The organism is Patulibacter medicamentivorans (assembly GCF_000240225.1).
Classification (GTDB): Bacteria; Actinomycetota; Thermoleophilia; order Solirubrobacterales; family Solirubrobacteraceae; genus Patulibacter; species Patulibacter medicamentivorans.
This window is the reverse complement of record NZ_AGUD01000197.1, coordinates 1-21,779: the sequence shown is the minus strand read 5'-3', so window position 1 is coordinate 21,779 and position 21,779 is coordinate 1. Positions and strand designations below refer to the sequence as shown.

At 73.4% G+C, this 21,779-nt stretch carries 18 protein-coding genes; 7 read left to right on the top strand and 11 right to left on the bottom strand.

Annotated features, from left to right (window positions below; all coding sequences use genetic code 11):
* The 4 genes from PAI11_RS12060 to PAI11_RS12045 all read left to right on the top strand — a co-directional run bounded on the left by PAI11_RS12060 (position 1) and on the right by PAI11_RS12045 (position 7,234).
* Positions 1 to 1,668, top strand: a complete 1,668-nt coding sequence (locus PAI11_RS12060) for a Ppx/GppA phosphatase family protein (protein WP_007574960.1) — start codon at positions 1 to 3, stop codon at positions 1,666 to 1,668.
* Positions 1,669 to 1,729: 61 nt separating this feature from the next.
* Positions 1,730 to 2,389 carry an NUDIX hydrolase gene (locus tag PAI11_RS12055; protein WP_007574958.1) on the top strand — a complete coding sequence of 220 codons (660 nt, stop codon included), beginning with the start codon at positions 1,730 to 1,732 and terminating at the stop codon, positions 2,387 to 2,389.
* Positions 2,389 to 2,727, top strand: coding sequence for a hypothetical protein (locus PAI11_RS12050; RefSeq protein WP_007574957.1), 339 nt, complete (start codon positions 2,389 to 2,391; stop codon positions 2,725 to 2,727). The genes PAI11_RS12055 and PAI11_RS12050 overlap by 1 nt, the downstream gene beginning before the upstream one ends.
* Before the next feature lie 175 nt (positions 2,728 to 2,902).
* Positions 2,903 to 7,234, top strand: a complete 4,332-nt coding sequence (locus PAI11_RS12045) for a multifunctional oxoglutarate decarboxylase/oxoglutarate dehydrogenase thiamine pyrophosphate-binding subunit/dihydrolipoyllysine-residue succinyltransferase subunit (protein WP_007574955.1) — start codon at positions 2,903 to 2,905, stop codon at positions 7,232 to 7,234.
* Positions 7,235 to 7,265: 31 nt separating this feature from the next.
* Here PAI11_RS12045 and PAI11_RS12040 read toward each other — a convergent pair whose 3' ends face one another.
* Positions 7,266 to 8,171, bottom strand: coding sequence for a c-type cytochrome (locus PAI11_RS12040; protein ID WP_081488392.1), 906 nt, complete (start codon positions 8,169 to 8,171; stop codon positions 7,266 to 7,268).
* A gap of 90 nt (positions 8,172 to 8,261) precedes the next feature.
* Between PAI11_RS12040 and PAI11_RS12035 the strand changes: the two genes are divergently transcribed.
* Together PAI11_RS12035 and PAI11_RS24310 are read left to right on the top strand one after the other, a co-directional pair.
* Positions 8,262 to 8,705: a secondary thiamine-phosphate synthase enzyme YjbQ gene (locus PAI11_RS12035; protein WP_007574950.1), complete on the top strand. Its 444-nt coding sequence runs from the start codon at positions 8,262 to 8,264 to the stop codon at positions 8,703 to 8,705.
* Between the two features lie 129 nt (positions 8,706 to 8,834).
* Positions 8,835 to 9,641 carry a hypothetical protein gene (locus PAI11_RS24310; protein WP_007574948.1) on the top strand — a complete coding sequence of 269 codons (807 nt, stop codon included), beginning with the start codon at positions 8,835 to 8,837 and terminating at the stop codon, positions 9,639 to 9,641.
* A gap of 111 nt (positions 9,642 to 9,752) precedes the next feature.
* Here the strand turns inward: PAI11_RS24310 and PAI11_RS12025 are convergent, their stop codons facing one another.
* The 9 genes from PAI11_RS12025 to PAI11_RS11985 form a co-directional block, all read right to left on the bottom strand.
* Positions 9,753 to 10,601 carry a Type 1 glutamine amidotransferase-like domain-containing protein gene (locus PAI11_RS12025; protein ID WP_007574946.1) on the bottom strand — a complete coding sequence of 283 codons (849 nt, stop codon included), beginning with the start codon at positions 10,599 to 10,601 and terminating at the stop codon, positions 9,753 to 9,755.
* Complete coding sequence (locus tag PAI11_RS12020) at positions 10,598 to 11,494, bottom strand: Type 1 glutamine amidotransferase-like domain-containing protein (RefSeq protein WP_007574944.1); 897 nt, start codon at positions 11,492 to 11,494, stop codon at positions 10,598 to 10,600. Before PAI11_RS12020 ends, PAI11_RS12025 begins: the two co-directional genes overlap by 4 nt.
* A gap of 199 nt (positions 11,495 to 11,693) precedes the next feature.
* On the bottom strand, positions 11,694 to 12,566 hold the full coding sequence (locus tag PAI11_RS12015) for an ABC transporter permease (RefSeq protein WP_007574942.1): 873 nt from the start codon (positions 12,564 to 12,566) through the stop codon (positions 11,694 to 11,696).
* Position 12,567: 1 nt separating this feature from the next.
* The gene (locus PAI11_RS12010; RefSeq protein ID WP_007574939.1) at positions 12,568 to 13,431 is read right to left on the bottom strand and encodes an ABC transporter permease; all 864 of its coding nucleotides are present in this window, start codon (positions 13,429 to 13,431) and stop codon (positions 12,568 to 12,570) included.
* 3 nt (positions 13,432 to 13,434) lie between these two features.
* Positions 13,435 to 14,652 carry a polyamine ABC transporter substrate-binding protein gene (locus PAI11_RS12005; protein ID WP_007574937.1) on the bottom strand — a complete coding sequence of 406 codons (1,218 nt, stop codon included), beginning with the start codon at positions 14,650 to 14,652 and terminating at the stop codon, positions 13,435 to 13,437.
* Positions 14,645 to 15,799 carry an ABC transporter ATP-binding protein gene (locus PAI11_RS12000; protein WP_007574934.1) on the bottom strand — a complete coding sequence of 385 codons (1,155 nt, stop codon included), beginning with the start codon at positions 15,797 to 15,799 and terminating at the stop codon, positions 14,645 to 14,647. The genes PAI11_RS12005 and PAI11_RS12000 overlap by 8 nt, the downstream gene beginning before the upstream one ends.
* A gap of 354 nt (positions 15,800 to 16,153) precedes the next feature.
* Entirely contained in the window at positions 16,154 to 16,924 is a 771-nt protein-coding gene (locus PAI11_RS11995) for a crotonase/enoyl-CoA hydratase family protein (RefSeq protein WP_007574932.1), read from the bottom strand.
* 82 nt (positions 16,925 to 17,006) lie between these two features.
* Positions 17,007 to 18,701, bottom strand: coding sequence for a hypothetical protein (locus PAI11_RS11990; RefSeq protein WP_138974276.1), 1,695 nt, complete (start codon positions 18,699 to 18,701; stop codon positions 17,007 to 17,009).
* 126 nt (positions 18,702 to 18,827) lie between these two features.
* On the bottom strand, positions 18,828 to 19,916 hold the full coding sequence (locus tag PAI11_RS11985) for an NEW3 domain-containing protein (protein ID WP_086000345.1): 1,089 nt from the start codon (positions 19,914 to 19,916) through the stop codon (positions 18,828 to 18,830).
* A gap of 221 nt (positions 19,917 to 20,137) precedes the next feature.
* On the opposite strand from PAI11_RS11985, the gene PAI11_RS11980 reads away from it, so the two are divergent.
* Entirely contained in the window at positions 20,138 to 20,806 is a 669-nt protein-coding gene (locus tag PAI11_RS11980) for an MBL fold metallo-hydrolase (RefSeq protein ID WP_007574927.1), read from the top strand.
* Here the strand turns inward: PAI11_RS11980 and PAI11_RS11975 are convergent.
* Positions 20,757 to 21,296 (bottom strand): hypothetical protein, encoded by a 540-nt coding sequence (locus PAI11_RS11975; RefSeq protein WP_007574925.1) that lies wholly within the window; start codon positions 21,294 to 21,296, stop codon positions 20,757 to 20,759. The two genes, PAI11_RS11980 and PAI11_RS11975, sit on opposite strands and share 50 nt — an antisense overlap.
* Between the last annotated feature and the right edge of the window lie 483 nt (positions 21,297 to 21,779).

The following is a 21,779-nucleotide window of genomic DNA, read 5'->3' as shown; positions in this document are numbered from 1 at the left end:
GTGCGCCCCAACCTCACCGCGCCCGCGGCCGCGGGAACGCCCGAGTCGGCCCTTCCGGCCGCGGCCGTCACCGGCGACCACGCCCCGTCGCGCCCGGCCGCCCCGGCCCGCCGGGCGGTCGTCGACCTCGGCTCGAACACCTTCCGGATGGTCGTCTTCGCCGTCGACCCGAGCGCCCGGCGGGTGCCCGGCGGCGCCTGGCGCCAGACCGCCGAGCTCTACGAGCCGGTCCGGATCGGCGCCGAGCTGGGCCCCGGCGGCGAGCTGCAACCACGCTCGCTGCGCCGCGCGCTGATCGCGATCCAGCTCTTCGACCACTTCTGCCGCTCGCACGACCTGACGACCGAGCGGATCGACGCGGTCGCCACCAGCGCGATCCGCGAGGCGCCGAACCAGGCGGCGTTCCTCGACCAGGCGCGCGACATCAGCCGTCTCAACCCGCGGGTCCTGACGCGCGAGCAGGAGGCGACCTACGGCTACCTGGCCGCGGTCAACTCGACGACGCTGGTCGACGGCGGCGTGCTCGACATCGGCGGCGGCTCGCTGCAGCTGGTCCGGACCCGCGACCGGCGGGCGACCGACGCCCGCTCCTGGACGCTCGGGGCGGTCCGCACCACCGAGCGCTTCCTGCCCGGCGACGCGCCGGCGTCGAAGGCCGAGATCAAGGCGCTCCGCCGCCACGTCGAGCGCGAGCTGGCCGACGCTCCGTGGGTCGACCGGATCGGCGACCGGCTGGTCGGCGTCGGCGGCGCGGTCCGCAACCTGGCCGCGGCGGTCCAGCACCGCCACGGCAGCACCGACCTCGGCGTCCAGGGCGTGCTGGTGCGGCGGGCGACGCTCGAGGACCTGATCGAGGAGCTGGCGGCGCTGGCGCCGAGGGATCGGCGGGCGGTCGACGGCATCAAGCCCTCGCGCGCGGACGTGATCCTGGCGGCCGCGGTGACGATCGAGGGCGTCCTCAAGGCGACCGGGCTCGACGCGGTCGAGGCGACCGAGTTCGGGCTCCGCGAGGGCGTCTTCCTGGACCGCCACCTGGCCGGCCGATGCGGGCCCGAGGGCGAGCCGCTGCCGCTCTACCCCGACGTCGGCGACGCGGCGGTCCGCAACCTCGCCGCCCGCTACGACGAGGATCCCGCCCACAGCGACCACGTCGAGCACCTGGCGCTGGAGCTGTTCGACCGGCTGGCGGAGCTCGGCGTCCACGACGGCGATCCCGCCGAGCGGCGACTGGTCGCGGCCGCCGCGGCGCTCCACGACATCGGGATGGCCGTCGGCTACGACGACCACCACAAGCACGGGCGCTACCTGGTCGTCACCAACGGCCTGCCCGGCTTCTCGCCGCCCGAGACCGCGCTGATCGGCCAGGCGATCCGCTACCACCGCAAGGGCTCGCCGACGATGAAGCCGTTCCGGGCCCTGGAGCGCGACGGCGACGAGCAGCGGCTGGATCGGATCTCGGCCCTGCTGCGGCTGGCCGAGGGGATGGAGCGCGGCCACGACCAGGCGGTCCGCCGCGTCGAGTGCAGCCGCGACGGCGACGAGGTCACGCTCGACATGCGCTGCGGACCGGACGGTGCGCCGGTCGCGCGCTGGGCCGCCGAGGGCCAGGCCGCGCTCGTCCGGCGGGCGTTCGGCGTCCGGCTGACGGTCACCGAGGCCGCGGCCTGACGGGCGACCGCGCGGGCTCGGCGTCGCGCGAAGAGCAGGCAGACCCTTAGGATCGTGGGTCATGGCCACGGTTCCGACGTTTCTCGCGCACGGCCCCTGGGCCCGCGAGGACGTGTCGGTCAGCTGGAGCGACGAGGCCTACGTGCCCGAGCCGGCGACCGTCGAGGCGGCCGACGCCGCGATCGCCGCGCTCAAGGCGCGCAGCTCCCCGAGCCACGACGGGCTCTCGACGCGGATGGCCCGCCATCGGGTCGACGAGCACGGCCGCCTGCACCTGGACCTGCAGCCGATCCGCTGGGCCCTGCGGCTGCTGCCGGGCGGGGCCGCCCGCTCGATGACCGGTCAGTGCGTGGTCCGCAGCCACGACGGCCGCTGGCTGGCCGGGCGCCGCGCGGAGTGGGTCGCGACCTGGGCCGGGCGCTGGACGCTCGGCGCCGGCGGCGCCGTCGACGTCGGCGAGTCGCCGATGCGCACGCTCGAGCGCGAGCTGCAGGAGGAGTGGAGCGTGACCGCCGAGCGGATCCGCGGCGAGGCGCTGCTGCTGCTGCCGAACGAGGTCGTGATGTTCGTCGGCGTCGCCTGGCTGCCGCCGGGGGCCGAGGTCGAGCGCGACCCCGAGCACGACGAGCACGACTGGTGGCCGGCCGACATCGACGCCTGGCCCGATCACGCCGAGCCGTCGCTGCGGGCGCTGGCGCGGATGATCGAGGCCGCCGGCTGATGGCGCTCGGGCGGATTCCCGAGCGGCGGACGACGCGGGTCTGGTCGCCGTCGTTCGGGGTCATGAAGTGGCTCTCGTTCACCCACTCGGCGATCTACCTGGGGCTGCTCGGCTGCTGGATCGGCGGCGTCGACGGTGGCCTCAAGACCGCGCTCGGCTGGGGTCACGGCTGGGGCTGGATCGTGATGTGCCTGCTGACCGTGCTGGCGCTGCGCGCGCGGGTGATCCCGCTCTGGCTCGCGGTCTGCGTCGCGGTCGTCGGCGCCGTCGGGCCGTTCGTGGGCTCGATCGGCTTCGTCGTCGAGCAGCGGCGACGCGCCCAGCTGGCCGGCGCCTGAGCGGCATCCGCGGCGGCGGCCTCCGGCGGCACCCCGACGGACGGGTGGATCGTCGCCGGCGGCCTCCCGCGCAGGGTCGTGGTGCGCGCGGCACAACCCCAGGCTGCAACAGGCCGTTCACAGCGTGTCGCACCCCACGGCCGCGCGCACGGGCAAGTGCTAGGTTCGATGTCTCATGGCAACAGGCACGACGGTCCCGGTCACCCTCCCGCAGATGGGCGAGTCGGTCGCCGAGGGCACGGTCCTCGAATGGCTCAAGCAGCCGGGCGACCAGGTGGAAGAGGGTGAAGACCTCGTCGTCATCTCGACCGACAAGGTCGACGCCGAGATCCCGGCGCCGGTTTCGGGCACCCTCGTCGCGGTCCACGCGCAGGAGGGCGAGACCGTTCAGTCCGGCTCGATCGTCGGCGAGATCGACCCCAGCGGCGGGGACGGCAACGGCGGCACCCCGGCAGCCGACGCCGGCGCCGCCCCGGCCGACGCCTCGGGCAACGGCAACGGCGACGGCGCCGCGACCGGCGGCGAGCTGATCGACATCGTCACCCCGTCGGCTGGCGACTCGGTCACCGAGGCGACGCTGCTGGAGTGGCTCGTCCAGCCCGGCGATCAGGTCGAGGACGGCCAGGACATCGTCGTCGTCTCGACCGACAAGGTCGACATGGAGCTGCCCGCCCCGACCGCGGGCGTGCTCGAGGAGCAGCTGTTCGCCGACGGCGACACGATCCACCCGCAGGAGGTCATCGGCCGGATCCGCTCCGGGGCCGGCGCTCCGGCCGCCGCGGCCGCCGCGCCCGGCAACGGCGGCGCCGAGGCCGTCGCCCCCGCGACCGGCAACGGCACCGTGGAGGTCCCCAGCGACGTCAGGGCCTCCCCCGTCGCCGCCCGCGCGGCGGCGGTCGAGGGCGTCCAGCTGGGCAACGTCACCGGCAGCGGCCCGAACGGGCGGATCCTCAAGGAGGACGTCCTCGACGCCGCCGCCAACGGCGGCCGCAGCGCCGCCGCGGTCACCCGCACCCCGCTGCGGGGTGGTGCCAACGCGCTCGCCAAGGGGATGGAGGAGTCGCTCACCACCCCGACCGCGACCTCGTTCCGCACGATCACGATCACGACCCTCGACGGCCGCCGCAAGCAGCTCAAGGCGGCCGGGCAGAAGGTCTCCTTCACCCACCTGATCGGCTACGCGATCGCCCGCGCGGCGACCGAGGCGATGCCGGTGATGGCCTACACCTTCGAGAGGGACGACGAGGGCAACCCGATCCTCGTCGACCACGGCCAGGTCAACCTGGGGATCGCGGTCGACGTCGAGCGCCGCGGCAAGCGGACGCTGATGGTGCCGGTGATCAAGGACGCCGGCCGGCTCGGCTTCCAGGGCTTCCTCGACGCCTTCAACGACCTGATCGCCCGCGCCCGCGACAACAAGCTGACGCCCGAGGACCTGCAGGGCGCCAACGTCCAGCTGACCAACCCGGGCGGCATCGGCACGATCGCCTCGGTCCCGCGGCTGATGACCGGCAACGGCACGATCGTCGCCACCGGCTCGATCGCCTACCCCGTCGGCCTCGGCGAGGTCGGCGAGCTGATCGGCGCCGAGAAGGTCATGACGATGACCTCGACCTACGACCACCGGATCATCCAGGGCGCCCAGTCCGGGCAGTTCCTGAAGACGGTCGAGGAGTACCTGCAGGGCGACCACGAGTTCTACGAGCAGGCGTTCGCCGACCTCGGCGCCCCGCTCGGCCCGGCGATCGAGAAGCCGGAGCCGAAGATCGGCGCGCTCGCCGCCGGTGCCGTCGCCGCGCCGGCCGCGGCCTCCGCGACGCCGTCGCTGGAGCTGCTGCAGGGCGTGCAGGCCGCGACCTCGCTGATCCGCGCGATCCGCAGCCACGGCCATCTGCTGGCCCGGCTCGACCCGCTCGAGGCCGAGTCCGACAAGACGCCGGAGGAGATCTCCGCCCAGATCGGGATCGACCTCGGCAAGCTCGGCCTGACCGAGCGGCTGCTGACCGACATCCCGGCCAAGATCCTGCGGACGTACGTCTCCGGCGACACGCTCGGCGACGTGCTGCCGAAGCTCAAGGAGACCTACTGCGGCACCCGCGCCTACGAGGTCGAGCACATCTCCGACAACGAGCAGCGCGTCTGGCTGCGGGAGAAGATCGAGTCGGGCGAGTTCCGCAAGCCGCTGTCCGCCGAGAGCAAGAAGGGCCTGCTCAACCGGCTGATCCAGGTCGACCAGTTCGAGCGCTTCATGCAGAAGGCCTACCTCGGCCAGAAGCGCTTCTCGATCGAGGGCCTCGACATCGCGGTCCCGGTGATCGACGAGCTGATCCACCTGGCCGGCGCCCGCGCCGGCGCCCAGGAGGTCGTCCTCGGGATGGCCCACCGCGGCCGGCTCAACGTCCTGGCCCACAACCTCGGCCGGCCCTACGACGCGCTCTTCACCGAGTTCGAGGGCGGCTCGGTGATCGCCGCCGCCAAGACCGTCACGCAGGACCTGCAGGGCGGCACCGGCGACGTCAAGTACCACCACGGCGCCAGCGGCCGCTACGAGCTGCCCGACGGCAAGTCGATCGGCGTGGTGCTGGAGAGCAACCCGTCGCACCTGGAGTTCGTCAACCCGGTCGTGATGGGCGCCGCGCGCGCCGCCCAGACCGACCGCGGGCAGGCGTCCGGCCCCCGCGACGAGGACGTCGCGCTGCCGATCATCATCCACGGCGACGCGGCCTTCCCCGGCCAGGGCGTCGTCGCCGAGTCGCTGAACCTGCAGGCGCTCGAGGGCTACCGCGTCGGCGGCAGCGTCCACCTGATCCTCAACAACCAGGTCGGCTTCACCACCGACCCGGAGGACAGCCGCTCGACCCGCTGGTCGTCCGACCTGGCCAAGGGCTTCGACGTGCCGATCATCCACGTCAACGCCGACGACGTGGAGTCCTGCATCAACGCCACGCGGCTGGCCTTCGCCTTCCGCCAGGAGTTCGGGCACGACGTCCTGATCGACCTGATCGGCTACCGCCGCTACGGCCACAACGAGTCCGACGAGCCGGCCTACACGCAGCCGCTGATGGCGGACCTGATCAAGAAGCACCCGCGGGTCTCGGAGCTCTACGCCGAGCAGCTGATCGGCGAGGGCGTGCTGACCAAGGACGAGGTCGACAGCACCCGCAAGGCGTTCAACGACCACCTGACCGAGCTGCACCAGAGCGTCAAGCGCAAGGTCAAGGAGTGGCAGGAGGCCGGCGGCACGATCGACACCTCGGCCACCGGCACCTACCTGATGGACCGCTCGCGGTCCGAGGAGCCGACGACGAAGGTCGACGCCCAGACCCTGATCGCGCTCAACGACGAGCTGCTGAAGGTCCCGGACGGCTTCACCGTCAACGCCAAGCTCGTCAAGCAGCTGGAGAAGCGCCGCGAGGCGCTCGGGCCCAACGGCGGCATCGAGTGGGCGCACGCCGAGCAGCTGGCGTACGCCTCGTTGGTGCGCGAGGGCGTGCCGGTCCGCCTGACCGGCCAGGACGTCCAGCGCGGCACGTTCAGCCAGCGGCACCTGACCCTGCACGATGCGAAGACCGGCAAGGCCTACTCGCCGATCGAGCACCTGCCCGGGGCCCAGGCGCCGATGGAGCTGTACAACAGCCCGCTGTCCGAGGTCGCCGCGCTCGGCTTCGAGTACGGCTACTCGCAGGAGGCGCCCGAGGCGCTGGTCGCGTGGGAGGCCCAGTTCGGCGACTTCGTCAACGGCGCCCAGGTGATCGTCGACCAGTTCATCGTCTCCGGCCTGGCCAAGTGGGGCCAGACCTCGCGCCTGACGCTGCTGCTGCCGCACGGCTACGAGGGCGCCGGCCCGGAGCACTCCTCCGGCCGGATCGAGCGCTTCCTGCAGCTCTGCGCCGAGGGCAACATCCGGGTCGCGAACCTGACCACGCCGGCGCAGTACTTCCACCTGCTGCGGCGCCAGGCGCTGATCGAGAAGGCGCGCCCGCTGGTGGTCTTCACGCCGAAGTCGCTGCTGCGCCTGCCGCAGGCCCGCAACCGGATCGAGCACCTGTCGGAGACCAAGTTCTTCCCGGTCCTCGGCGAGCCGGGCGTCGACCCGAACGCGGTCACCCGCCTGGTCCTCTGCACCGGCAAGGTCTTCTACGACCTCAAGGGCCACGAGCTGCGCCAGGACAACCCGTCGGTCGCGATCGGCCGCGTCGAGCTGCTCTACCCCTTCCCGGAGGAGAGCCTGCGCGACCTGATCAACGCCTACCCGAACCTGCGCGAGGTCGTGTGGGTCCAGGAGGAGCCGCGCAACATGGGCCCGCGTGCCCACATGTCCCCGCGCCTGCAGCAGATCCTCCCCGACCACCTGGCGCTCGGCTACGTCGGCCGCCCGGAGCGCGCCAGCCCGGGCGAGGGCTACCCGGCCGCGCACACGATCGAGCAGAACCGGATCGTCAAGACCGCGCTCGACGTGTCGGTGCCGGTGTCCCAGTTCCCGAAGCGCTCGCCGGGCAACCGGTGAGCGGCACGGCCCTCGGGAGTCGCTTCCCGGCTCAGCGGGTCGCGGTCGCCGCCACCAGGTAGCGCACCAGCGCGTCGAGCTGCTTCGGCGACAGCCGCTTGCCGAAGTCGCCCGGCATCAGGCCCTTGGGGAAGCCGGCGGCGACCTCGGCTCCGGGGTCGACGATGTCCTGGCGGATCCGCGTCGAGCTGCGGCCGGCCAGGACCCGGTCCAGGTCCGGGCCGACCGCCGCGCTGGTGCCGGCGTCGGCCAGCCGGTGACAGCCGCCGCAGCCCGAGTCGCCGAGGAAGACCGCTCGTCCCTCGCGGGCGACCGGGCCGAGCGCGGCCAGCCGCTGGGTGGCCGCGTCGCGCTGGGCCCGGGTCGGGGCCGATCCGCCGCCGCCGGGCGGGCCGCCCTGGGCGATGCCGACGATCGCGCCGCCGAGGATGATCGTCACCACCGCCCCCGCGACGATCCGCGGGCGCGGGTCGGGGGCCGGCGTCGGCGCAGGGGCCCCGACCGGCGCCGCGAGCGCCGCCGCCAACGTCCCCCGGCCGGTGACCAGCCCGGCCAGGGCCAGCGCGACCGCGACGATCTCGGCGGCGATCGTGATCTTCGCCTCGGTCGTCCAGGCGGCCTCGTAGAACCCGAGCAGGTGGGAGCTGTGGGTGATGATGATCGCGACGATCGCTCCACCGCTGATCGTCAGCGCACCGAGCAGGTACGGCAGCGGCCGGCGCGCGACGAGCAGCAGCATCGTGGCCAGCGACGCGATCGCGTTGACCAGGAACAGCGTCCTGATCAGCGGCGTGCCGTAGTCGTGGTGGAAGAGGTGCGCGTGCTCGTAGGCCCCGACGGCGACCGCGATCGCGCTGCCGAGGAGCAGCACGGTCGGCAGCCGCGGCAGGTCGGTCGGGGTCAGCAGGCGCTTGGGGTCCAGCACGGCACGAACCATCTGTCTCCTCTACGACGCCATCGGTGGCGCGGATCTTCCCGGGTGCGACGCAGGACTGTCAACGCGCCAGCCGCGTGCGACCATCGACCGATGGTCTGGTTGCAGCGCGCCCTCGATCTGCGCCCGCGCCCGCGGGGCTTCCACCTGGTCACCGACGAGGTGCTGGCCGCGCTGCCGGAGCTGCCCACGGTCCAGGTCGGGCTGCTGCACGTCTTCTGCACCCACACCTCGGCGGCGTTGACCCTGAACGAGAACGCCAGCCCGGACGTCCGGGTCGACCTGCGGCGGTGGTTCGACGACGCCGTGCCCGAGGCGGGCCCGTGGACCCACACGCTCGAGGGCCCCGACGACATGCCCGCGCACGTCAAGGCGTCGCTGCTCGGACCGGACCTCACGATCCCGGTCTCCGGCGGCCGCCTGGCGCTCGGGACCTGGCAGGGGATCACGCTCTGCGAGCACCGCGACTCCGGCGGTCCCCGGCGGCTGGTGCTGACCCTCAACGGGGTCCGCCGAGCGGGCGACGAGGGGCGTTGAAGGTCCGGAGAAGCCGGCCCCTGGACGGCCACGGAGCGAGCCGTCGGCCCGCGACGCCCGGGACCGACGCCACGCGCCCGCCCCGGAGCACCGCGCCGGCGCCGGCCACCGCGTAGCATCCGCCGTTCCATGGCTTCTGACGCTGCATCCGCCGAGACGACCGCCACCGCGACCGTGGTCCGGGCCACCGCCGCCCAGGTTCGCCTGCGCCTGTCCGACGATCGCGAGATCACCAAGCGCGCGACCGTTCCCGCCGAGGCCCGCGAGGCGCTCGAGGGCGCCATCGTGCCGATCACCGTGACGGGCACCGGCGCCCGCGCCAAGGTCGAGCTGGCCGACGGCTGGCTCGACGGCATCGGCGCCAAGCCGAAGGCCACGCGCACCCGCAGCGGCGCGCCGAAGGCCGCGGCCGCGAAGACCGCCGCCAAGGACGGCGACGCCAAGCCCGCTCGCAAGCGCACGCGCGGCAGCGCGACGGCCAAGGCCGCCGACGCCAAGGCGACCGGCACCAAGGCGCCCGCCAGCAAGGCCGCCGCGGCCAAGGCCGACGAGCAGGCCCCCGCCAAGCCGAAGAGCACGCGCGCCAAGGCCGCGACCACCAAGGCGAAGGCCGACGCCGCCGCCAAGCCGGCGGCCAAGCGGACCCGCAAGCCGGCCGCCGAGAAGGCGTCGGCGGCCGCCAAGGCCACGCCGGCCGCCAAGCCCGCCGCCGAGCAGCCGGCCGCCACCGAGCAGCCCGCTGCCGAGCAGGCGCCCGCCGAGAAGCCCGCCGCGGCCACCGGCCGCCAGGACGCCCCGTCGGCCGCGAAGCCCGGCCGCGCGCGTCGCCGCCGCAGCGTCCCGGCGATCCCGAAGGTCGATCCGGAGCTGATCCGCAGCCAGATCGCCGGCGCGGTCGACCTCGTGCGCAAGGCGCGCGAGCTCACCCGCCGCTAGTCGCCGCTCGGCGATCCGGGACGCCCGGCGTCCCGGATCGTCGCCCGCGCGCCGGTCGCGCCATCTCGGGACGCCTGGCGTCCCGACTCGGCCACCGCCACCCCGCCCGCGTCAGCCGGCCCGCCGCGGCCGCGACGCCAGCGCCCGCCCGCGCATCCGCCGGACCGCGCGCAGCTCGTCGCGGACGTCCATCGGCGCGTAGGCCTGCCCCGTCCGCAGTTCCGCCGTGTCCGCGACCAGGTCGCTGGTGACCGGCTCGAGCATCCGGACCGTCAGCGGCGTCTCGACGACCCCGCCGCCGGGCTCGCGGTGGACCCGCCGGGCGCCGGCGTCCGGGCGGCTCGCCACGGCCTCCTCCAGCCGGCCGTCGACGAACAGCAGCCCGCAGTAGTCGTCCGCCATCCAGCCGTCGGGCAGCCGCCCGGCCGCGATCGCGCTGCGCTGGACGGCGCCGCGCTCCGGCACCTGGCGGGCGTGGACGCTGAACGAGCCCTCCAGCAGGCCGAGGCCGTCGATCGGCTCGGGCGAGCCGGACGAGCAGGAGACGCCGCCCTGGAACCAGCACATCGCGCCGGCGCTGAGGCCGGCCAGCACGGCTCCGCGACGGTGGGCCTCCAGCAGCAGGTCGGCGACGCCGTGGGCCCGCCAGAGCGCCAGCAGGTTGCGCATCGACCCGCCGCCGACATAGATCACGTCCTGGGACAGGATCAGCGTCTCCAGCGACTCCTCCAGATCCTGGAGGTGGAACAGCGAGAGCACCCGCGGACGGCACGGCCAGGACCCGAACAGGCGCGAGAAGCGCTCGACCTGGTCCTTCGGATCGCCGCTCGCCGTCGGCAGGAACAGGACCCGCGGCCGGGCGACTGGGGCCAGGGCCAGGATGTAGGCGTCCAGCGCGGGCCGGCCGGGCTCCATCGTGAAGCCCCCGCCGCCCATGCAGAAGATCGGGCCGCTGGTCACGCCGCCACGGCCGTCTCGACCACGGGGCGCAGGCCCCCGCCGGCCCCCGCGCCCGTCGGCGGCGCTCCGCCGACGGCGGCAGAGGAGGGGTCCTCGCCCTCCTCCGCGACGCCGTCGCCCGCCGCCACCACCAGCGGCTGGCGTCCGGAGGGCCCGGCCGCCGACTCGCGGGCTCCGAGGAAGCGCGCCGGCAGCCGCTTCTCGTGGACCTGCCCGTGGGCCCCGATCCGGACCTCGTAGGCGGTCGCCTCGGGCTTCGAGGTGACCACCTCCTCGAGCGTCGTCCCGCGGAAGCTGAGCGCCGCGCAGTCCTCGACGCCGTAGCCGGCGGGCAGGCCGGCGCCGACCATGCTGCGGTAGGCGCCGCGACGCTCGGGCTCGCCGTCGTAGTGGACGCAGTTGGAGTAGGGCAGCAGGCCCAGCGCCTTGACCCGCTCGCTCGGCCCGTGGAACGCCGTCACCGCGTCGGAGAACCAGCAGAGCGACCCGGCGGAGAGGCCGCAGAGCACGACGCCCTTCTCCCAGGCCCGCCGCAGGGTCCGGTCGAGGCCGTGGGCGCGCCAGGTGCCGAGCAGGCTCAGCAGCGACCCGCCGCCGACGTAGATCACGTCCTGGGACAGCAGATGGGATTCGATGTCGCCCTCGACCGCGCCGGCGCTGCGGTCGCGGCGGAAGAGGGAGACGTGGGAGGGCTCGCTGCGACCGGCCCCGAAGCGGCGGTAGAAGCGCACCACGTAGTGGTCCGCGTCACCCGACGCCGTGGGCAGGAAGCAGATCCTCGGCCGTTCCGCGCCAGAGAGCTCCAGCACGAAATCGTCCATCAGGGGGTTCTTGGGCTCCATCGAGAACCCGCCCCCGCCGAGGGCGACGATACGTGGGGGTCGATCGGTCACAGGACGAGCATGCCCGTGCCGCCGCCTGCCCGAGGGCTCCCGATGTACGAAGTTCACACACCGCCCGTTCGCCCCGGTGGCGGACCCGAGCACCGCCGCGGGTGGATGCGGGGTGCACGTAGACCGAGCAGGTCGCCGCCGGGAAGCGAGAGCCGTGCTCGGCACTGCCGAGCGCACCAGGTGGCGAGATGCGAAGCGTCTACGCGCGCCCCGCGCCGCCCGCCCGCTTGGCCATCCGGCGCTGGACGGCCACGTTGAGCCCCATCAGGACCAGGACGGTCAGCAGCAGGATCGTCGAGAGCACGTTGACCGTCGGCGGGACGCCCTGGCGGGCCGCACCGAAGATGTACAGCGGCAGGGTCGTCGTCTGGCCGTTGTTGAACGCCGTGATCACGTAGTCGTCGAGCGACAGCGCGAACGCCAGCACCGCGGCCGAGAGCACGCCCGGCAGGATCATCGGCAGCGTCACGCGGAGGAACGTCGTCAGCTCGCCGGCGCCGAGGTCCTTCGCGGCCTCCTCGATGTGTGGGTCCATCCCCGCCAGCCGCGAGCGCACGGTCACGACCACGTACGAGATCGAGAACATGATGTGGGCCAGGACGATCGTCACGTAGCCGGTGTTGACGCCGATCACGAGGAACATCGCCAGCAGCGAGGCGCCCATCACGACCTCGGGGGTCGCCATCGGCACGAAGACGAACATCTCGGCGGCGGCCTTGCCCCGGAAGCGGAAGCGGCCGAGGGCGAGCGCGAGGAACGTCCCGAGGGTCGTCGCGACGAAGGTCGAGATCAGGGCGATCGTCAGCGAGTTCTTGAGCGCCGTCGTCAGGTCGCTGTTGGAGAACGCGTCCGACCAGTGCTTGAGCGTGAAGCCCTGCCAGTCGATGTTGAAGCGCCCGTGGTTGTCGTTGAACCCGAAGACGACCATGAAGACCACGGGCGCCAGCAGGAAGACGACCGCGAGCAGGGCCCAGAGCCCGAGCTCCCATTCGCGGGCGCCGAACCGCCGGCGGCGGGGGCCCGCGGCCGGGGCCTCGGGCGCCGCGGGAGAGGTGAGGGAGGAGGTCGCCATCTCAGACCGCCGCCTCGGTCAGGGTCTTGGTCCCGATCAATCGGCCGAAGACCGCGATCAGGATCAGGATCGCCGTCATCAGGATGAACGAGAGCGCGGCCGCCGTCGGGTAGTCGAGCACGGTGATGAACTTGTTCTGGATGACGTTGCCGATCATCGTCGTGTTCGGGCTCCCCAGGATCCGGGCGTTGATGAAGTCGCCGGCCGCGGGGATGAAGACCAGCAGCGAGCCGGCGAAGATGCCCGGGATCGCCAGCGGCACCGTCACCTTGCGGAAGGCCGTGAAGCGGCTGCAGCCGAGGTCGGTCGCGGCCTCGATCAGGCGCCGGTCGATCCGCTGCAGGGTCGCGAACAGCGGCAGCACCATGAAGGGCAGGAAGTTGTACGAGATGCCGAGGATCACGGCGCCGCTGGTCGCGTCCAGGCGACCGTCGGCGCTGACCAGGCCGATGTCGCGCAGGGTGCCGACGAGGAAGCCGTTGTCGTTGATCAGCAGCTTCCAGGCCGCGGTCCGCATCACCTGCGAGACGAAGAACGGCATCACCACCATCAGCAGCCAGAACGCCTGGAAGCGCCCGGCCTTGTAGGCGATGAAGTACGCCAGCGGGAAGGCGATGATCAGGTCGATCAGCGTCGCGGCGCCCGCGAAGACGACCGAGCGCGCGAACTCCGCGCCGTAGCTCGAGAGCGCGTCGGAGTAGACCGAGAACGACCACGTCAGGTCGTAGCCGACCTCCGAGTTGCCGCTCATCAGCGAGACGGACAGCTGGTTGACCAGCGGGGCCGCGAAGAAGACGACCAGCCACAGCAGCGCCGGGCCGGCGAACCAGAGCGGCAGCAGCCGCTGCCGGAGCGAGAGTCCCATGGTCTAGTTCCCCGTCACTTCGGTCATCGCCGCGTACATCGCCTGCTCCTCGGCGACCGTCAGCGGCGGATAGGCGTGGAGCTTCGCGCGGACCTCGTCGGGCGGGAAGATCAGCTCGTTGCTCGCGATCTCGGGGTCGGTCCGCTCGAGGATCGGGCGGATCCCGTCGACCGGGCTCAGGTAGTTCACGTAGGCGCAGAGCTTGGCGGCGACCTCGGGCTCGTAGAGGTAGTTGAGCATCGTCTCGGCGGCGTACGGGCGGGCGACCCGCTCCGGCATCATCAGGTTGTCGGTGAAGAGCATCGAGCCCTCCTCCGCGTAGACGAACTTGACGTCCGGGTTGTCGCTCTGCAGCTGGACCATGTCGCCGGAGTAGACGAGCGCGACGGCGACGTTGCCCTTGGCCAGGTCGGTCGTGTAGTCGTTGCCGGTGAACTTGCGGAACTGGCCCTTGTCGCGCTGCTCGCGGAGCTTCTCGATCGCCGCGAGCATGTCGTCGAGCTTGGCCGTCGAGGGGTTCTTGCCCTCCATCAGCATCACCGCGCCCGCCGAGTCGTAGGCCTCGTTGAGCATCGTCACGCGGCCGCGCCACTCGGGGTTGAAGAACTCCTTGAGGCTCTTCAGGTCGCGGCCGGTCTCCTTGCGGTTGTAGCCCAGGCCGACGGCGCCCGACTGGTACGGGAGCGTGAAGTCGCGCTTGGGGTCGTAGGCGATCGTCTTGAGGTTGGAGACGATGTTCTTGGCGTTCGGGACGTTGCGCTTGTCGATCGGCGTCGCGTAGCCGGCGCGGATCCACTTCGCCGCCATGTAGTCGGTCAGGACGACGATGTCGCGCCCGATCGGCTGACCGGCCGCCAGCTGCTGACGGACCTTGCCGAAGAAGTCGCTGTTGTCGTTGATCTCCTCGACGTACTTGCAGGTGCCGCCGTAGCGCCGGTCGAACTCCTTGATCACCGACTTGTCCATGTAGAGCGGCCAGTTGGCGAAGACCCAGTCCCCGATCTTGGTCTTCGGGTGGTGGACGCTGGCCGCCTCCTTCGCGAGCTGGGCGGGCGAGATCGCCGCGGTGCCGTCGATGCCGCAGGCGGTCAGGACGCTGGCGAGGCCGGAGGCGAGGAAGGCCGCGCCGGCGCCGCGGCCGAGGAAGCGGCGGCGGGAGGAGCGGTCCTCGGCGAGGAAGCGGTCGAGCTCGCGCTCGATCCGTGCGCGATCCTCAGCCACGGGCTTCGCCCTCGACCACGAAGGTATGTCGGGGGTCCCAGGACAGCGTCACGGGATGGCCGGCGCCGAGGTTCGCCTCGAGGTCGCCGGTGTCGTTCTGGCAGATCACCGTGACCTCGTCGCCGCCCTCGGTCCGGACCAGGTACTCGACGGTGACGCCGAGGAACGAGCTGACCAACACGCGGCCGCGAAGCACGTTGCTGCCGGGGGGCGGGTCCTCGCCGGCGGGAACGACGTAGAGCTTCTCCGGCCGGATCCCGATCCGGACCGGGCCGCCGGCCAGGTCGCCGATCCGGTGCTGGAGCAGCAGCACCTCGGCACCGTCGTGGGTGGTCACGCGGTTGAACTCGCCGTCGACGGGGCCGAGCGTGACGTCGATCAGGTTCGACTTCCCGAGGAAGTTGGCGACGAACGAGGTCTCGGGCCGCTCGTAGAGGTCGGTGGCGCTGCCGGCCTGCTCGATCCGGCCGCCGCTCATGACGGCGATCGTGTCGGCCATGCTCATGGCCTCCTCCTGATCGTGCGTCACGTGGATGAAGGTGATGCCGACGTCGGCCTGGATCTTCTTCAGCTCGATCTGGAGCTGACGGCGCAACCGCAGGTCGAGCGCGCCGAGCGGCTCGTCGAGCAGCAGCGCCCGGGGACGGTTGACGAGCGCCCGCGCCAGCGCCACGCGCTGGGCCTGACCGCCGGAGATCTGGGCAGGCTTGCGCTCGGCGAGATGCGACAGCTGGACCGTCTCCAGCGCCTCGGCGACGCGGGTCCGGATCTCGTGCTTGGGGACCTTGGCCCGCTCGAGCCCGAAGGCGACGTTCTTGGCGATCGTCAGGTGCGGGAACAGCGCGTAGGACTGGAAGACGGTGTTGACCTTGCGCTTGTGCGGCGGAAGCCCACTGACCTCCTGGCCGCCGAGGAAGATCCGGCCCGCCGACGGCAGCTCGAAGCCGCCGATCATCCGCAGCGTCGTGGTCTTGCCGCAGCCCGACGGACCGAGCAGCGCGTAGAAGGCGCCGGCGTCGATCTGGAGCGAGAGGTCGTCGATCACGACCTGGTCGCCGTAGCGCTTGCTGACGCGCTCGAGGCGGATGTCACCGCCCGCCTCCGTGCTCCCGGACGTGGATCGAGCAGCGGTCTCGCTGGCAGTCATGAGGTTCCCCCGGGGACGCGTGTGGCCGGACGGTGGGTGGGCATCGCCTCAGGAGGATCGCTTGCCAAAACGTTCCACCGACACTCCCGGCGGACAATCATCGACCGCCGCGCCTGGACGGCGCGGCCGGTCGTCGATGGCGGCTGGCGATCGTGGTCGACGCCGCGCCTGCGCATGCTCATGTTCCCCACCAGACGACCGTAACGTGGCGGCAGGTCCCCGCGGGAAACGACAGGCCGTCGGCATCTCGGGCCGCACGCGCGACAGACCGTCGCGGCCGCGGCCCGAAACGTCGTGGAACGCCCCGGTTCCCGTCCCGGACCGGGCGCCGGGCGGCCCGCCGGCGACCGCGAGCTAGCGGCCCTTCCAGACCGGCGCGCGCTTCTCCTTGAAGGCGGTCGCGCCCTCTCGGGCGTCCTCCGAGAGCAGCACCGGACCGGCCAGCTCGCCCTGCTTGGCCCAGAACTCCTGCTCGCTCCAGTCGCCCTGCTGGCGGAGGATCTGCTGGGTCGCCGCGACCGCCAGCGGCCCGCCAGCGGCGATCGCCTCGGCCAGCTCGAGCGCGACGGCGACCGCCTGCCCCGGATCGCTGACCCGGTTGACCAGGCCGAGCTCGTAGGCCCGCTCGGCCGAGATCGGATCGCCGGTCAGCGCCAGCTCCATCGCGATCCCCAGCGGCAGCCGCTCGGGCAGCCGCCGCAGCGCTCCGCCGGCGGCGACCAGCGAGCGCTTGACCTCGGGGATCCCGAGCCGCGCGTCGCGGGCGACCACCAGCAGGTCGGTCGCCAGGGCGATCTCGAGCCCGCCGGCCAGCGCGAAGCCCTCGACCGCGGCGATCAGCGGCTTGCCCGGCCGGACCTGGGTCATGCCCGCGAACCCGCGCTCGGGGTCGAAGGGCAGCTCGCCCCTGGCGAACGCCCCCAGGTCCATGCCGGCGGAGAAGCCCTTGCCGGCCCCAGTCAGGACCCCGACCACCAGCGCCGGGTCCTCCTCCAGCTCGCGGATCGCCGCGCCGAGCGCGTCGCTGACCGCCTTGTTGACCGCGTTGCGCTGGTCGGGCCGGTTGATCGTGATCAGCAGGACGGCGCCACGGCGCTCGAGGATCACGGGCTGCTCATCGCTCATGGCGCCAGCGTACCCCCAGGTTGGCTGGCCGGCCAGCCGGATGCGGGCGGCGCCGGCGCCTCGCCCCCAGCCGCCATCGCGGTCAGCGCCGCAGCCGCACCGTCACGCGCTTGCGGTACGTGTGGACGCCCTCGCGTGCCGTGCCGGTGAAGGTCACCCGCGACGTCGTCCTGGCGGCGCGGCCGACCCTCAGGACCACGGTGACCGTGCGGCTCCGCCGCGGCTTCAGGGTCCCGATCGCCCGCGACCGCGGCGACGCCGTCAGGCCGCGCGGCACCGCCACCCGCAACCGCACCCCGCGCGACGTCGTCACCGCCGAGGAGTTGCGGACCCGGACCCGCAGCCGCAGCCGGCTGCCGCGGCGGACCCGCTTCAGCCCGCGGACGTCGATCCGGACCTTGCCGAGGATCTTCCGGGTCGGCGGTGGCGGCGGCGCGGGCTGGGCGTTGAGCGAGAGCGTGCCGGCCAGGCGCAGCCGCAGGTGACCGCCGAGCGCGGCGTCGACCTCGGCGCAGCGCGGGCTCGGGCCGGCCGTCGCCTGCGATCCCGGGATGCTGCCGTCGGCGGTCAGCGCCACGCTGCCGTCGGCCAGGCTGACCGGTTGCGACGCCAGATCCGGCCCCCGCAGCGGCGGCGCGGCGAGCGCGGCGCGCAGCGGGAAGGACGCGCCCGCGGCGACGCAGACCACGCGCCCGTCGGGCGCGCCGGCGGCCGGCGGGGCACCGATCCGGTAGGTCAGGTCGAAGCGAGCCTGCAGCTCGGCGTCGGCGAACGGCGCCTCGCTGGCCGGGCGCAGCTGCGGCGACGCGCCCTTGAGGTCGAGCTTGCCCTCGAGGTCGGCCGCCGGCGCGAAGGCGATCTCGACCGGCGTCGGGCCGGACGGGTCGCTGGCCAGCGGCAGCGCCAGCCGCGCCGACGGCAGCGCCAGCGCGGTCCGCGGGAAGAACAGCGACGCCCCCGGGCCGGGGAAGGCGGTCTCGACCGCCAGGTCGCTGGTGCCGGCGTAGGTCAGCGACTGGCCCGGCGCCAGCAGGCCGACCGGCTCGTCCTCGCCCCGGCGGACGCGGGCGTCGGCGACCGTCAGCGTCACCGCGTGGCTGCTCGGCGCCGCGACCGTGCCCGCCAGGCGGTAGGCGACGGCCTTGCGCTGGTCGAGGCCGAGCGCCTTGGCCAGGTCGTCGCAGACGGTCGCGTCGCCGGCGGTGCCGGTCAGCACGACGTCGCCGCTGCTGAGGGCGGTCAGCGCCAGCGTGCGGTCGGCGGCCAGCCGCTGCCCGGCGTAGCTCTGGACCGGATCGCCGGCCGGGGTCGGGACCGTCACGTCGTCGGTCCGGAGGGTCGTGGCCGTCGGCGCGGTGCAGGTCGCCGTCGCCCCGTCGGGGTGGCGAACGGCATCGAGCCGCAGGATCAACCGGCCGTCGAGGACCAGCGAGCCGTCGGTCGCGACCCGGCCGGCGAAGCCCCCGTCGGCCTGGACCGCCAGGCGCAGGTCGACGGTCCGGCCGGCGACCCCGGGGACCGCCAGGCCGTCGCGGGCGACCGGCGGCGCGGTGAAGACCGGCGGCCCGAACGCGACCTCGCCGCTGCCGACGTCGAGCGTCCCGCGAAGGACCGCCGGCGTCGCGGCCGTCGCCACGACCAGGTCGGGAGCGCTTAGGACCTTGATCCGACCGTCGCTCACCGTCAGGTCGACCTGCGCCTGCTCGGCCGCGGCCGACCCGCCGGTGGCCAGCACGATCCCGCTGCACATCGTCGCGACGAGTGCCCTTCTGCGCATGTTCGATCCTCGTGGGCTGCGACGGCGGCGGCACCCGTCCGCCTGAGCTGATCCGGGGTCGGGCGGCCCGCCCGACCCCGTCAGCTTAGACGCGGACCGGGCGGCGCCCGACCCGATCGACCGCTGCTAGGACCCGCGGGTCAGGCGCAGCGCCTGCGACTTGCGGGTCGTCGTGACCCCGGTCGCGGTGGCCGTCGCCCGCAGGCGCGAGCCGCTCTTGGCGCGCTTGCCGGGGCGCAGGTTGACCCGGAAGGTCTTCGAGGCGCCGGCCTTCAGCGTCTTCGTGGTCAGCGTGCGGCGGCTGAGCTTGACGCCGGCCGGGGCCTTCAGCTGGATCCGGACGCTCTTGGCGCTCGCGGTCCCGGTGTTGGTGACCTTGATCTTGGCCGTCACGAGCTTGCCGCGCGCGACCCGCTTGAGCTTGCCCAGCGCGAGCTTGATCCGGGGCGTCTTGGCCGCCGGCGGATTCTGGGTTCCGCCGCCGTAGTTGCCGTCGCCGCCGACCGGGGCCGAGGGCACCAGGCCCGGCGCGCTGACCGTCCCGGCGAAGCGGAAGCCACCGGCCGTCGGCAGGCCGATGCCGTTGTCCAGGTCCTTGCAGACCTGGGCGTCGCTGACCGCGCCAGCGCCGCTGGTCGTCGCCTGCGACGAGGGCAGCGGGGCGGCGCTGATGCCGGACAGCGCCACGCGCCCGGTGCCGCGGTCGAGCAGCGCGCCCGCGTACGTCACCGGGGCCGAGGCGCCGGAGGCGTTCTTGGCCGGGACCGTGACGTTGCCGGTCGAGAAGCCGAACGCGGCGCCGGAGATCCGGCAGCTGACGGGATCGACGTGGTAGGCGGCCGGCAGGCCCTCGGCGCGGAAGGTGATGTCGAACGGGCCGCTGAGCGAGACCGTGCGGGCGTTGACGTCGAGGGTCCCGGTCAGGTTGCCCGCGGCCGCGAAGGTGGTAGTGATCGTCGCGCCGCCGCCGGCCTGGACGTAGGTGGGGACCTGGACGCCGGAGGCCGGGATCGTGACCGTCCGGTTGTCGGCCGCGACCGTGCCGGTCAGCTTGCCCGGCTTGGCGGCGGTGGCGACGGCGATGTCGCGGACCGTCCCGACCGTGAAGCGCCCATCGGTGATGGCGACCGTGATCGGCGTGTCGGCCGACGCCGCCGGAACGGCCGCCAGGCCCACGATCGCCACACCGGTGACCGCCAGTGCTGCTGTGCGCATCTCTTCCCCTCGACTTCTGGTTGCTGGTGGGCGAGCGCCGCAACGGTCGACGCCGTACGGCCCTCGCGCTCGGCGCGACGCTACCAACCCGGGCCCGATCAGCCGCCGGTCGTGGACGGATGAAGCCCGTTCCGGGGTGCCCCGCTGGACGTACGGCGAGGGCTGCCGTGGCTCCCGCGCGCGCGGGAGCGGGTCCACGGGGATCGTCTAGGGTCCCCGCAATGCGCCAGGTCGCCGAAGAGGTCTTCCACCTGCCGTTGTCGCCGCGCTCCAGCGTCAACGCGTACCTGATCGGCGACGTCCTGGTCGACGCCGGGTTCTCGGTCCAGGCGGGGCGCGTGCTGGCCGCCGTCCGCGGGCGGGTCGTCACGCGCCACGTCCTGACCCACGCCCACGTCGACCACGCCGGCGGCAGCCGCAAGGTCGTCGACACGCTCGGGATCCCGGTCTTCGCCGGCGAGCGCGACCTGCCGACGATGCACAGCGGCCGGATGACGATGGAGGTCCCGGCGCCGCTGCGGCGGCTCAGCGGGGTCTACGCGAACTTCAAGCCGGTGCCGGAGGCCCAGGCGCTGGCGATCGGCGAGGAGGTCGGGCCCGGCTTCGTCGCCCTCGACACCCCCGGGCACAGCGTCGGGCACATCAGCCTCTGGCGCGAGCGCGACGGCGTGCTCGTCTGCGGCGACGTGATCAACAGCATGCACCTGGTCACGACCCGCCCCGGACTGCAGCAGCCGCCGACGGTCTTCACCCCCGATCCGGCCCGCAACCGCGAGTCGATCCGGGCGCTCGCGGCGCTCGAGCCGAACGTGGTCCTGGTCGGCCACGGGCCGCCGGTGATCAACGCCGCCGCGACCCTCCGGGCCTTCGCCGACGGCCTGCCCGCCTGACCGCGGCGGGCTGCCGTAAGGGGCAGCCCGAGGAGACCTTGACCCGCCACCAGCCGGTCAGCAGGCCGACCAGGCCCAGGCGCGGGCGCACCTGGTAGGCCTTGCAGCCCGGCTGCCCGAGGTCGGCGCTGGTCAGGCGCCGGAAGCGATGCCGGGCCGGGTCGGCCCGCATCTCCTCCAGCAGCGCCCGGTTGCGCGCGATCGTCGCGTCCTGCTCGCGCAGCGCCGCGTGGGCGGCCACCAGGTCGTCCCGGATCTGCTCGAGGCCACCGAGCGACAGCAGCCGCGGACAGTGCGCGCGACCCGGTCGGTCGAGCCGGACGATCGGGCTGACGTCGTGCGGGAAGCGCTCGGCGTGGGCGATCGACAGCGACCGCTCGAGCGCGTCGATCTGGCCGCGGAGCGCCCGGCGAGCGGCGCGCTCGTCTGCCCCTGCGACGCCTGGTGGCGACGTCGGTGCGGTCCGCTGAAGCTCTCGCGTGGCGACCATCGTGCTGCCTCCCTGAGCCGATCAAGACGACCGTAGCACCGGGGGCGCTCGCGGTCGATGACCTGTGGGGTCGTCGGGCTTCGTGGTCGGGTGGTTCGATGCGGTGCCGTGGTGGGTCAGGGTGGCGGGCGTGGTCCGCGGGGGTGCGGTACGCCCTCGATCGCTCGCGGCCAAGTGGGGTTGGTGCTTCGGTCTGCGTGGTCTGGTTTGGCCGCGAATGGTGCGATCGAGGGCGCACCCCACCCCCGCTGGCTTGGCGACCGGTGCCAGGGTGCTCTCGGTCGGTTCGGCGGGTGCCGCTCGGCGGTCGGTCGTGGCTGGGTCCCCCGTCGCCGGCTCGCTGGGAGTCAGCACGTCGCGTTCGGGTCATCGCCAGGGGACGACCATCCGGCTCGGCCGTGTGGCGAAGCGGTCGCTCGTCGACCGAAACGTCACATCCACCGTCGCCCCCGCCAGCCCCCGCCACCTCACGTCACGAAACGG